The following is an 11,952-nucleotide window of genomic DNA, read 5'->3' on the forward strand; positions in this document are numbered from 1 at the left end:
GTCCGGCAGCGGCCAGCGCCGGTTGACCAGGAACACCCCGCCGGCCAGCAGCACCAGGACGCCGCCGACGATGCCCAGCGCGATCCCGGCACCGCCGCTGCCGCCCCCGTCGGCGGCGACGGCCTTCTTGTCGCTCTCGGGGCCGTGTCCGCCCTTGTCCCCGCCCTGCGCGGCCGGGGCGCCCTTGCCCGATCCGGTGTCGGCGGACTTCGGGGGCACCAGCTCGCCGACCGGAGCGACCTTGCCGCTCGCCTGGAAGCCCCAGTCCAGCAGGCTCGCGGCCTCCTTGTAGACGGCGTGGGCCTCCTCGGACGACGGGTTCATGACGGTGACGAGCAGCACCTTGCCGTCGCGTTCGGCGACACCGGTGAAGGTGTTGCCGGCGTGCGAGGTGTAGCCGTTCTTGACGCCCGCGATCCCCTTGTACGGCTCGACGCCGTCCGCGCCGGTCAGCAGCCGGTTGGTGTTCTGGATGGCGAAGCTCTCCCGCTTGCCGCCCTTCTTCTCCGCGCCGGGGAACTGCGCCTCGGCCGTCGAGCAGTACTCCCGGAAGTCGGCCTTCTGCAGCCCGCTGCGGGCGAACAGCGTCAGGTCGTACGCGCTGGAGACCTGGTCGGGCGCGTCGTACCCGTCGGGCGAGACCACCTTCGTGTCGAGCGCCTGCAACTCCTCGGCGTGCGCCTGCATGGCCTCGACGGTCTTGGGCACGCCGCCGTACATCGCGGACAGCACGTGCACCGCGTCGTTGCCCGAGCGCAGGAACACCCCGAGCCACAGGTCGTGGACCGTGTAGCTGAGGTCCTCCTTGATGCCGACCAGGCTGCTGCCCTCGCCGAGGTCGGCCAGGTCCTCGTCCCGGACGGTGTACTCGCGGGTCTTCGGCTGGAGCGCGGGCATCACGGTGTCCGCGAAGAGCATCTTCAGGGTGGAGGCGGGCGGCAGCCGCCAGTGCGCGTTGTGCGAGGCGAGGACCTCGCCGTTCTCCGCGTCCGCGACGATCCAGGACCGGCCCGTGAGGTCCTTCGGCAGCACCGGGGCACCCGACTTCAGCTGGACCTGCGTACCGCTCCTCCCCAGCAGTTCGCCACCGACCCGGGACATGCCTGCGGGCGGCTTCGGCGCGTCGTCGGAGGTGTCCTTGCCGACCGCCGATGCCGGCGCGATGGCAAAACTGGACAGCAAGGCGGCTGAGATGACCGTCAGTGCGGTCTTTTTGAGAGCAGGCACGGTCGGAAACGTACAGGCAGATGATATGAAAATGGGTGCGGATGGCTTGACCCGCCGCATGTACCGCCGGGACGGCCCACCCCGGGCGGCCCTGCGGGAACGCGGCGGAGATACTGAGTCCATGAAGCTCAGCCGCCCCGTCTCCTGGTTCCTGCTCGCCTTCGGGGTGTGGAGCTGGTTCATCTGGATCACTTTCGTCAAGAACCTGTGGAAGGACGGCAGCGGACTCGCCTTCGACGACGCGGGTGACCCGACTGCGTACTTCTGGGTGCATCTGCTGCTCGCCATCACGTCCTTTCTCCTGGGGACGGTCATCGGTGTGATCGGGTTCCGTGGTGTCAAGGCACTGCGCCGCGAACGTACGTAACGAGCCGTAGGCCGGGTGGGGAGCAAGCTGGTGGCAGTGGCCGGTTTCGTGGTGATGGTGGTCGTGGTGCTCGCGCTGTTCGGCGGCGTGCACCGCTATCTGTGGTGCCGGCTGGTCCGTGACACGACGGCCGGGGGCGGTGTCCCGCGCAGGATCGGCACCGCGGCCGCGTTCGTCCTGCCGCTGCTGAGCCTCGGCGCCCTGGTCTCCGGCCGCGCGGGGGCGCCCTTCCCGCTCCAGCAGGCACTGGCCTGGCCCGGCTACCTCTGGCTGGCCGCGGTGCTGTACCTGACGCTGGCTCTGCTGGTGGGGGAGGTGGTGCGGCCGGTCCTGCGCCGGGTGCTCGCGAGGCGGGCTGACCGGACGGCGGGCCGGGCGAGGAGCGGTGGGGACGGGGCACGGGAAGCCGGTACGGGTGACGGGAATCACCCGGACCGCTCCCCGGCGGAGCCGGCCGGGGAGCCGGCCGGGCCGGCCGCCGGATCCCGGAGCACCGCGGCGGAGGGGGCGGCCGGGGCGGCCTGCACCTCCGGCTCCCTGGCGGTCGCCACCACAACCGACGCCCCGGCCTCCGAGGCCCCTGATGCCTCGGGCGCCTCGGACATCTCGGGCGCCACTGCCACCAGCTTGCTCCCGTCCCGAGCCCCGCGCCGCCCCGTCGTCGACCCCTCGCGCCGGCTGTTCGTCTCCCGGGTCGTCGGTGGTGCCGCCGCCGCCGCGGGGCTCGGGACGATCGGCCTGGGCACCCACGGGGTGCTGCGCGGGCCGAGGGTGAAACGGGTCACCGTCCCGCTCGCCAAACTGCCCCGCTCGGCGCACGGCTTCCGGATCGCCGTCGTCAGCGACATCCACCTCGGCCCGATCCTCGGCCGCGCCCACACCCGGCGGATCGTCGACACGATCAACCGGACCGGGCCGGATCTGATCGCCGTCGTCGGGGACCTCGTCGACGGAACCGTCGCCGACCTCGGCCCGGCGGCGGAGCCGCTCGCCGGACTGCGCGCCGGGCACGGCAGTTTCTTCGTCACCGGAAACCACGAGTACTACTCCGGTGCGGCCCAATGGGTCGACCAGGTAAGGGAGTTGGGCCTCCATCCGTTGGAGAACGCCCGGGTGGAGATCGACGGGTTCGATCTCGCGGGCGTCAACGACGTCGCCGGGGAGATCGAGGGGCAGGGCCCCGACTTCGCCCGCGCGCTCGGCGACCGGGACCGGGCCCGCGCCGCCGTCCTCCTCGCCCACCAGCCCGTCGTCATCCACGACGCCGTCGCCCACGGCGTGGACCTCCAGCTCTCCGGCCACACCCACGGCGGCCAGCTCTGGCCGGGCAACTTCATCGCCGACCTGGCCAATCCCACCGGTGCCGGGCTCGACCGGTACGGCGACACCCAGCTCTACGTCTCGCGCGGCGCGGGCGCCTGGGGCCCGCCCGTACGGGTCGGCGCGCCCTCCGACATCACCGTCGTGGAACTCGCCTCGCTCCGGGCCTGACCTCGCGGTTCGAGGGATCGGGCCGCAGGGAACGGCAGGTTCCGGCCTTTTGGGCGCGTCGAGGTTTCAAGTGTCCAACAAAAGGCTATGAATGTCGGTTTCACTCTTCCAGATGTGAATATCGTGTGATTGGCTGAGCGAGAGCATGCGGTGATGTGCATATCTGAAGCACAGCATCGGGGTGGGGTTGGTAAGGGAGAGCACGGCAATGCAGTCGATCCGGCTACGGATTCTTGCGATCATCGGGGTCCTGGCTGTCGTGGGCGTCGGTGTCTGGCAGTTGCTCCCCTCGAACGAGGTGGACGAGACCCCGATCGCGGTCGGCACCACGGACGTGGTCACCTCGCTCGACCCCGCCGGCGCGTACGACGCGGGCTCCTGGGCGATCTACAGCAACATCTACCAGTCCCTCCTGACGTTCAAGTCCGGAGCGACCGTCCCCGAGCCCGATGCCGCCGAGAGCTGCGGATTCATCGGCCAGAAGCTCCAGACGTACCAGTGCAAGCTCCGTGACGACCTGACCTTCTCCAATGGTCGGGCGATCACCGCTGCCGACGTCAAGTACTCCATCGACCGCATGCTCAAGATCAAGACGGACGCCGGTCCGTGGGTGCTGTTCCCGAGCCTGAAGAACGTCGTGACCGAGGGCCGCACCATCACGTTCAACCTCTCCTCGCGCGACGCGACCTTCCCGCAGAAGCTCGCCACGGGGGCCGGTTCGATCGTCGACCGCGAGTCGTACCCGGCGGACAAGCTCAGGATCGGCAACACGGTCGACGGCTCGGGGCCGTTCACCCTGAAGTCGTACCGTTCGGGCGTCATCGCCGAGCTGGTCCCCAACCCCCGGTACAAGGGCGCGCTGAAGGAGACCGGCGTCCCGGTCACCGTGCACTACTACGGCAACTCGGACAAGCTCCTGACCGCCTGGGAGGGCAAGCGGATCGACATCGCGCACCGCGAGCTGCCGCCGGCCATGCTCGCCGAGCTGAACCCCGGTGACCCCGACCTGCGCGTCACCGAGGCGGACAGCGCAGAGATCCGCAACATCGTCTTCAACGTCCGCCCCGGTTCCCCGATGGCGAACAAGAAGGTCCGGCAGGCAATCGCCTCGATCGTCGACCGCGGGCCCCTGGTGAGCAACGTCTACAAGAGCACCGTCGAACCGCTCTACTCGCTGATCCCGCAGGGGTACATCGGGCACAGCACGCCGTTCTTCGACGCCTACCCGACGCCCGACCCCGAGCGCGCCAGGAAGCTGCTGAGCGAAGCCGGTGTGCAGACGCCGGTGCGCATCAACTTCGGCTACCGCGGCGGCGACGAGATCCAGGCGAGGGAGACCGAGGAGCTCCGCCGCCAGCTGGAGGAGGACGGGCTGTTCAAGCTGGAGGTCCACGCCGTCGAGTGGACGAAGTTCCAGAAGGAGTACGCGGCCGGCAAGTACGACGCGTACACGATCGGCTGGTTCCCCGACTACCCGGACCCCGACACCTTCAGCCAGCCGCTGGTCGGCCGCGACAACGCCCTCCACAACGGCTACTCCAGCAAGAAGGTGAACAACCTGATCAGCTCCACGCTGCAGTACAGCGACCGGGGCCGCACCACGGACGACTTCAAGTCCCTCCAGGCCCAGGTCGGCGAGGACGTGCCGCTGATCCCGCTGTGGCAGAAGAAGGAGTACTCCGTCAGCACGACGGACGTCGCCGGCTCGCAGTACCTCTCGGACGGCACCGGCATCTGGCGGCTCTGGGAGCTGCGGCGGATCTGACGGACCCGCAGGACCGGCCCTCGCGGGGCCGGTCCCCACGGGGCAGATCTCCGCGGGGCAGATCTCCGCGGGACGGACCCGCAGGACGAGCGAGGGGCGGTGCGCCCGGCGACACGCCGGAGCACCGCCCCTCGGTCCGTTCCCGCCCCCGCCCTCAGGGCTTCTTCGGCCCCGGCTCGCCCGACGGCCGGTCCTTGGCCCTCGCCGCGCCGGGCAGGAACTCCTCCAGCACGTCGTGCACCTGCCGCACCACCGGACGCAGCGCCCGGAACCGGGAGAGCGCGATGACGCGGGCGCCGATCGGGGTGCAGCGCTCGACCAGCCGACGGCTGCGTTCGGCGTGCTCGGTCCGGTCGTACACCCAGTACAGCACCAGGCCCATCTGGACCAGCCACATCAACTGCGGCAGGTAATCGTCCAGTTCGGGATCGGTCTTGGTGCCGGAGCCCTCCAGGCACCGCCGGTGGATGGCGATCGCCGCCTCGCGCGCCGCGACGGACTGCGCCGAGAACGGGCTGAGCGGACTCTCCGGGTCGGCGGCGTTCTTGAAGAACTGGGCCGCGAAGCGGTGGTACGGCTCCGCCACGTCCAGCCAGGTGAGCAGGACCCCCCGCATGCGCGCCGCGAGGTCCTTCTCCTCGTCCAGGACCTTCCGCACGGCCGCCGCGTGTTCGGCGGCGAGCCGGTCGTAGAAGCCCTGGACGAGGTGTTCCTTGCTCGTGAAGTAGTAGTAGGCGTTCCCGACGGAGACGCCGGCCTCCTGGGCGATGGCCCGCATCGTCGTCCTGTCGTAGCCGCGTTCCTGGAAGAGCCGGAGCGCGGTTTCGAGGATGAGGGTGCGGGTCTGCTCGCTCTTGGGAGCCTTGACTGCCTTCACGTCCTTCACTTCCTTCACCACGGTCCTGAGGGTATCGGCCCGGGACCGTGCGGCCCCGGGCCGGTGGTGACGGGTCTCAGTGCCTGGGCGGTACGGGGGCGGCCCACGGGCCGGCTCCCGGCGGCATCGGCCGGCCCTGCGGCGCCACCGGCGGGATCTTCCCGCTCTCCACCAGCCGCCGCCGGCGGATCGTGCTGAGCACGAGGACGTTGCCGAGGTGCATCACGCCGAGCACGAGCAGGACGACGCCGAGCTTCACGGACAGCGCCTCGAACAGCCCGCGGGCGTCGGTGATCTCGTCGGTTCTCCTCAGGAAGAGCGCGACGAAGCCCAGGTCGACCAGGTAGAAGCCGACCACCAGCAGATGGTTGACGGCATCGGCGAGCTTCTCCTTGCCCTGCAGCACCTCTTCGAGGAACACCTTGCCGTTGCGGCTGAGCGTGCGCGCGACCCAGACGGTGAGCGCCACGCCGAACAGCAGGTAGATGACGTACGCGACGACGGTGAGGTCCATGCCCCCGCCTCCCTTGAACGCGTTCAAAAGCCTGTGTCATGGACTGTAGACCTGCTTTTGAACATGTTCAAGCGGGTGCCCCGGCGACCGGTCCCGGCTGCGGAGGACGCACGACGGGACGGGCCGGGGACACGGGCCGCGGGTACGGGCCGCGGACGGGAGCGGTGGTGCGGGGCGACCGGAGGCCGGCGCGCTCTCAGACGCTCATGGCACGGGCCGTGTTGAGCTGGGCCATCACCATGGGGAAGGTGTCCGGGGAGACCGCCGGGATCATCGTCGAGTGGTGCCGGCCGCCACTGGTGACCGTGACCTGGACGAAGCCGGTCGTCCGCTTCTCCTTCATCAGGAGGAACAGCAGACCGATCAGGCAGAACAGCGCGAAGACGATCGCGAGCACGATCGCCACCGTCGGGATCTTCTCCTCGGTGCGCGACAGGTCCGTGGCCGTCCACACCGCGCCCTTGAGGGGCATCGGCCCGGCCGGCGTCACGATCTGGTCGTTCATGACGGCGATGTCGCCGAACGTCAGCACCGGCATGCCCGCGCCGGGCTGCATCCCGGGCTGCTGCGGGAAACCGGCGCCGGGCATGGTCGGCTGGGCGGCGGCCCCCTGCGGATAGCCATAGGCGGGACCGGGCTGGGCCGCGGACTCGGGCAGCGGCTGCGGATAGCCGTAGGCCGGGGCGCCGCCGCCCCCCTGGCCGTCCGCGACGGTGGGCGGATTGCCCTGCTGCCCGGGGTCCGGCCCCCACTTGTAGGAGTCGTCCGCGTACGGATTCGGATCGCTCAACGTTCCCCGCTCTCGGTCGGTCCTGCGCGTCCCGGGGCCCTGCCGCGCCGGGGCGGTGAACCGGTGCCCGGTTCCGCACGACCGTACCGTCAAGTCCCGGGCCGCGCAGCAAAGGGGCCCCGGCTCCCGCAGGAGTTCCTGCGGGAGCCGGGGCCCCTGGTGCGGCCGGTGACCGGCGGAGCTCAGAAGCGGCGCGTGATCAGCGCCCGCTTGACCTCCTGGATCGCCTTGGTGACCTCGATGCCACGCGGGCAGGCGTCCGTGCAGTTGAACGTGGTGCGGCAACGCCACACGCCGTCACGGTCGTTGAGGATCTCCAGGCGCTGCTCGCCGCCCTCGTCGCGCGAGTCGAAGATGAAGCGGTGCGCGTTGACGATCGCCGCCGGGCCGAAGTACTGGCCGTCGTTCCAGAACACCGGGCACGAGGACGTGCACGCGGCGCACAGGATGCACTTGGTGGTGTCGTCGAAGCGCTCGCGGTCCTCGGGCGACTGCAGGCGCTCGCGGGTCGGCTCGTTCCCCTTGGTGATGAGGAAGGGCATGACGTCGCGGTACGCCTGGAAGAACGGCTCCATGTCGACCACGAGGTCCTTGAGGACCGTGAGGCCCTTGATGGCCTCGATCGTGATCGGCTTGTCCGGGTTGATGTCCTTGATCAGCGTCTTGCAGGCGAGCCTGTTCTTGCCGTTGATCCGCATCGCGTCGGAGCCGCAGATGCCGTGCGCGCAGGAGCGACGGAACGTCAGGGTGCCGTCGATGTCCCACTTGATCTTGTGAAGGGCGTCGAGGACACGCTCCTTCGGGTCGATCGAGATCTGGAAGTCCTGCCACTGGACCTCGTCGGAGACCTCGGGGTTGAAGCGGCGGATCCGGAAGGTCGCCGTGATGTACGGCGAGGCGGCGGACTGCGCCTCGACCTTGTCCAGAGTCGGGGTTGCCATCAGTACTTACGCTCCATCGGCTGGTAGCGGGTCTGGACGACCGGCTTGTAGTCGAGCCGGATCGACTCGGTGCCGTCGGCCGCGACCTCGCGGTACGCCATGGTGTGGCGCATGAAGTTGACGTCGTCGCGGTTCGGGTAGTCCTCGCGGTAGTGACCGCCGCGGGACTCCTTGCGGGCCAGGGCGGAGGTCGCCATGACCTCGGCCAGGTCGAGCAGGTTGCCCAGCTCGATGGCCTCCAGGAGGTCCGTGTTGAACCGCTTGCCCTTGTCCTGGATCGACACGTCGAGGTAGCGCCTGCGCAGCTCGGCGATCTTGTCGACGGCCGTCTTGATGGTCTGCTCGGTGCGGAACACCATCACGTTGGCGTCCATGCACTCCTGCAGCTCCTGGCGGAGCGCCGCGACGCGCTCGGTGCCCGTCGAGTCGCGCAGGCGCTCGACCTGCTCCTCGACCAGCTGCGCCGGGTTCTCGGGAAGCTCGACGAAGTCGTGCTTCGCGGAGTACTCGGCGGCGGCGATGCCCGCGCGACGCCCGAAGACGTTGATGTCGAGCAGCGAGTTGGTGCCCAGGCGGTTGGCGCCGTGCACGGACACGCACGCGACCTCGCCGGCGGCGTACAGGCCCGGGACGACGGTGGTGTTGTCGGCCAGCACCTCGCCCTCGACGTTGGTCGGGATGCCGCCCATGGCGTAGTGCGCGGTCGGCTGGATCGGGATCGGGTCCGTGTAGGGCTCGATGCCGAGGTACGTGCGCGCGAACTCGGTGATGTCCGGGAGCTTGGCGTCCAGCTGCTCCGGCGGCAGGTGCGTGAGGTCGAGGTAGACGTGGTCGCCCTCGGGACCGCAGCCGCGGCCCTCACGGATCTCCGTGTAGATGGAGCGGGACACGACGTCACGGGACGCGAGGTCCTTCATGACCGGCGCGTACTTCTCCATGAAGCGCTCGCCGTCCTTGTTGCGGAGGATGCCGCCCTCACCGCGGGCGCCCTCCGTCAGGAGGATGCCCATGCGCCAGATGCCCGTCGGGTGGAACTGGAAGAACTCCATGTCCTCCAGCGGCAGACCCCGGCGGTAGCAGGCGGCCTGGCCGTCACCGGTCAGGGTGTGCGCGTTCGACGTCACCTTGAAGAACTTGCCGGTGCCGCCCGAGGCGTAGATGACCGACTTCGCCTGGAAGACGTGGATCTCGCCGGTGGCCAGCTCGTAGGCGACGACGCCGGCGGACTTCTTGACGCCGTCCTCCTCGACGACCAGCTGGTCCAGGACGTAGAACTCGTTGAAGAATTCCACGCCCTCCTTGACGCAGTTCTGGTACAGCGTCTGGAGGATCATGTGGCCGGTGCGGTCGCCCGAGTAGCAGGCGCGGCGGACCGGGGCCTCACCGTGGTTGCGGGAGTGACCGCCGAAGCGGCGCTGGTCGATGCGGCCCTCGGGCGTACGGCCGAACGGCAGGCCCATCTTCTCCAGGTCGAGAACGGCGTCGATGGCCTCCTTCGCCAGGATCTCGGCGGCGTCCTGGTCGACCAGGTAGTCGCCGCCCTTGATCGTGTCGAAGGTGTGCCACTCCCAGTTGTCCTCCTCCACGTTGGCCAGCGCGGCGGCCATGCCGCCCTGCGCGGCGCCCGTGTGGGAGCGGGTGGGGTAGAGCTTGGTGAGCACGGCGGTGCGGCTGCGCTTCGTGGACTCGATGGCCGCGCGCATACCGGCGCCGCCGGCGCCGACGATGACGGTGTCGTACTTGTGGATCTGCATGATTTCCTCTGGTCCCTCTGGCCCGGCGCCTAGCGGATGTTCGGGTCGAAGGTGAAGATCACCAGCGTGCCCAGCAGGACGGTGAACACCGTGGCGGTGTACAGGAGCATCTTCAGCCAGAAGCGGGTGTTCTCACGCTCGGCGTAGTCGTTGATGACCGTACGGAGGCCGTTGGCGCCGTGGAGCATGGCCAGCCACAGCATCGCCAGGTCCCAGACCTGCCAGAACGGCGAGGCCCAGCGGCCCGCGACGAAGGCGAAGCCGATCTTGGAGACGCCGCCGTCCAGCACCAGCTGGATCAGCAGGTGGCCCAGGACCAGGACGACCAGGACGATGCCCGACAGGCGCATGAAGAGCCAGGCGTACAGCTCGAAGTTGGTGCGCGAACCCTTGGGGGTCTTGCCGGTGCGCTTGCGCGGCGGCTCGATGACCGGGGCCGGGTTGTCGACGTCGTACAGGCTCACGCCCTCGACGGAGCCGATCGCGGCGGAGGACTCGGTGGACATTGGCCTCAGCTCCCGAAGAGTTCACGTACGGCGTGGCCGAGGACGGGGTACAGGGCCCCGACCATCAGCACGACCCAGATGCCCACGACGGACCAGAGCATCTGCTTCTGGTAGCGCGGACCCTTGGCCCAGAAGTCCACGGCGATGATGCGCAGACCGTTCAGCGCGTGGAAGAGAATGGCGGCCACCAGGCCGTATTCGAGGAGCGCGACGATCGGCGTCTTGTACGTGGCCACGACATCGTCGTACGCCTCGGGGGAGACACGGACGAGAGCGGTGTCCAGGACGTGTACGAACAGGAAGAAGAAAATGAGGACACCGGTGACTCGATGAGCCACCCAGGACCACATGCCTTCCCGGCCGCGGTACAGCGTTCCAGCCGGCACGGAAGAACCCTCCGGGAGCGGGGATTGGGGTCGGCCGGCTTGACTGTCGGTCTGACCCGGCCGGGTACGGTCCACCGGCCCCGGCCATCGTAGCGACGGATTGTCGGTTCGTTCGCGCGGGGGCCCACGGTGTGATCAAAGTGGCAATCAAACGGGCACGGACGGCCTAGAACACCCTGCTGACCTCTCCGGCCGAGCCCATTCCGTTATGAAGCCGATACCAGGTCGATGATGCGGCCCCGGGCGAGCCGCCGCATCTCGTCGGCCGTGACCACCCGCTCGTGGTCGGGTTCGTGGCCCAGCCTGGTCCGGATCGCGGCGAGCACCTGGTCGGGCTGCTCGGCCGGCTCCATGCCGTCCAGGCAGATCACGAAGACATGGCCGAAGCGGCTCTCGTACGCGGCGTGCGCGGCCCGCAGCGCGAGATGGGCGGAGGGCGGGGCGGCGTCGTGCAGACCGGGGGAGACCTCGGCGGCGAGCGCCTCGGAGAGGTCGGCGGGCGCCAGGTCGTACCCCGCCTCGTCGGCCGCGGCCAGCAGGGCGTCGAGATCGGGGTAGGGGCGGTGGAGCGTCAGCCGGTGCGCCCAGCGGCGGCTGCCGCAGCACGCCAGCAGGGCCGCCTCGGCATCGGCGGGCGGCACGGCGTTGAAGCGGTCGAACCCCGGGTGACGGGCCGGACCCCGGGCGGGCGCGGGCCCCTGGACGGGCAGGGCCGTCCGGGTGACCGGTTGCCGCAACCGCTCCGGGAGGCCGGCGTGGGACTCGCTGGACCTGGACAGCGTGGGCTCCTCGGATCAACGGCATCTGTGACCCTGGGTGGGAAGGGACGGATGAGGCCGGACAGATGCAGGGTGAAGGGAGAGACGAATGTGCCTCAAAGCTACCGAGGCGGGGCAACAGACGTCCGACGGATGCGCGAATTTCACCCGGACGAGAGGGTTTCGGAACGACTGAGGGTCCGCGATCCGGTCTGATGGGCCGTGCCCCCGAGGAGAACGTCCGGCACGGGCCTCCTCGTTCCCGACCGCTTCCCGCCCCTGTCCGACTTGCTTCCCGCCCCGCCTTCCGGCATGACCCCGTCCCGGCTCCCGTCCCGCTTTCTGTCCCGGCTCCCGTCCCGCTTCCTGTCCCGGCTCCCGTCCCGCTTCCTGCCCTGCTTCCCGCGAACAACGGAGGTTCCTGACCATGTCGCCCTCACGCGGCGCCCTCGCGGCCGGCGCGGTCCTCACCGCGGCGGCCGCCGCGACGGTCGCCGTCGTCGTCTGGCCGGAGGGCTCCGACAGCGGGCTCGCGGGGCAGACCTCGGCGTCCCGCGCCCCCGCGCCCTCCTCCGC

At 69.8% G+C, this 11,952-nt stretch carries 12 protein-coding genes; 3 read left to right on the forward strand and 9 right to left on the reverse strand.

Features of this window, described 5'->3' with window-relative positions; translation table 11 throughout:
• Window positions 1-1,227 (reverse strand): D-alanyl-D-alanine carboxypeptidase (locus tag EAO76_RS28645; protein WP_262375809.1); only part of this gene is annotated, 1,227 nt, incomplete at its 3' end.
• A 121-nt stretch (window positions 1,228-1,348) separates the two neighbouring features.
• Here EAO76_RS28645 and EAO76_RS46715 point away from each other — a divergent pair.
• The 3 genes from EAO76_RS46715 (at window position 1,349) to EAO76_RS28655 (ending at window position 4,850) form a co-directional block, all read left to right on the forward strand.
• Entirely contained in the window at window positions 1,349-1,594 is a 246-nt protein-coding gene (locus tag EAO76_RS46715; RefSeq protein ID WP_262375810.1) for an SCO4848 family membrane protein, read from the forward strand.
• 54 nt (window positions 1,595-1,648) lie between these two features.
• A complete protein-coding gene (locus EAO76_RS28650) occupies window positions 1,649-3,085 on the forward strand; it encodes a metallophosphoesterase (protein WP_148840358.1) in 1,437 nt (478 codons plus the stop codon).
• Between the two features lie 208 nt (window positions 3,086-3,293).
• Window positions 3,294-4,850, forward strand: a complete 1,557-nt coding sequence (locus EAO76_RS28655) for an ABC transporter substrate-binding protein (protein ID WP_148838808.1) — start codon at window positions 3,294-3,296, stop codon at window positions 4,848-4,850.
• A 154-nt stretch (window positions 4,851-5,004) separates the two neighbouring features.
• Here EAO76_RS28655 and EAO76_RS28660 read toward each other — a convergent pair whose 3' ends face one another.
• From EAO76_RS28660 to EAO76_RS28695, 8 genes are all read right to left on the reverse strand, one after another.
• Window positions 5,005-5,748, reverse strand: a complete 744-nt coding sequence (locus tag EAO76_RS28660) for a TetR/AcrR family transcriptional regulator (protein WP_148838809.1) — start codon at window positions 5,746-5,748, stop codon at window positions 5,005-5,007.
• A gap of 55 nt (window positions 5,749-5,803) precedes the next feature.
• Window positions 5,804-6,241 carry a hypothetical protein gene (locus tag EAO76_RS28665; RefSeq protein ID WP_148838810.1) on the reverse strand — a complete coding sequence of 146 codons (438 nt, stop codon included), beginning with the start codon at window positions 6,239-6,241 and terminating at the stop codon, window positions 5,804-5,806.
• Between the two features lie 196 nt (window positions 6,242-6,437).
• Entirely contained in the window at window positions 6,438-7,031 is a 594-nt protein-coding gene (locus EAO76_RS28670) for a hypothetical protein (protein WP_148838811.1), read from the reverse strand.
• 182 nt (window positions 7,032-7,213) lie between these two features.
• The gene (locus EAO76_RS28675) at window positions 7,214-7,972 is read right to left on the reverse strand and encodes a succinate dehydrogenase iron-sulfur subunit (protein WP_148838812.1); all 759 of its coding nucleotides are present in this window, start codon (window positions 7,970-7,972) and stop codon (window positions 7,214-7,216) included.
• Window positions 7,972-9,726, reverse strand: a complete 1,755-nt coding sequence (gene sdhA / locus EAO76_RS28680; protein ID WP_148838813.1) for a succinate dehydrogenase flavoprotein subunit — start codon at window positions 9,724-9,726, stop codon at window positions 7,972-7,974. Before sdhA ends, EAO76_RS28675 begins: the two co-directional genes overlap by 1 nt.
• 29 nt (window positions 9,727-9,755) lie before the next feature.
• Entirely contained in the window at window positions 9,756-10,232 is a 477-nt protein-coding gene (locus tag EAO76_RS28685; RefSeq protein ID WP_148838814.1) for a succinate dehydrogenase hydrophobic membrane anchor subunit, read from the reverse strand.
• Window positions 10,233-10,237: 5 nt separating this feature from the next.
• Window positions 10,238-10,618, reverse strand: a complete 381-nt coding sequence (sdhC, locus tag EAO76_RS28690; RefSeq protein ID WP_148838815.1) for a succinate dehydrogenase, cytochrome b556 subunit — start codon at window positions 10,616-10,618, stop codon at window positions 10,238-10,240.
• A 206-nt stretch (window positions 10,619-10,824) separates the two neighbouring features.
• Complete coding sequence (locus EAO76_RS28695; protein ID WP_148840359.1) at window positions 10,825-11,328, reverse strand: 2-oxo-4-hydroxy-4-carboxy-5-ureidoimidazoline decarboxylase; 504 nt, start codon at window positions 11,326-11,328, stop codon at window positions 10,825-10,827.
• Window positions 11,329-11,952 lie beyond the last annotated feature (624 nt).

Source organism: Streptomyces sp. sk2.1, from assembly GCF_008120935.1.
GTDB lineage: Bacteria > Actinomycetota > Actinomycetes > Streptomycetales > Streptomycetaceae > Streptomyces.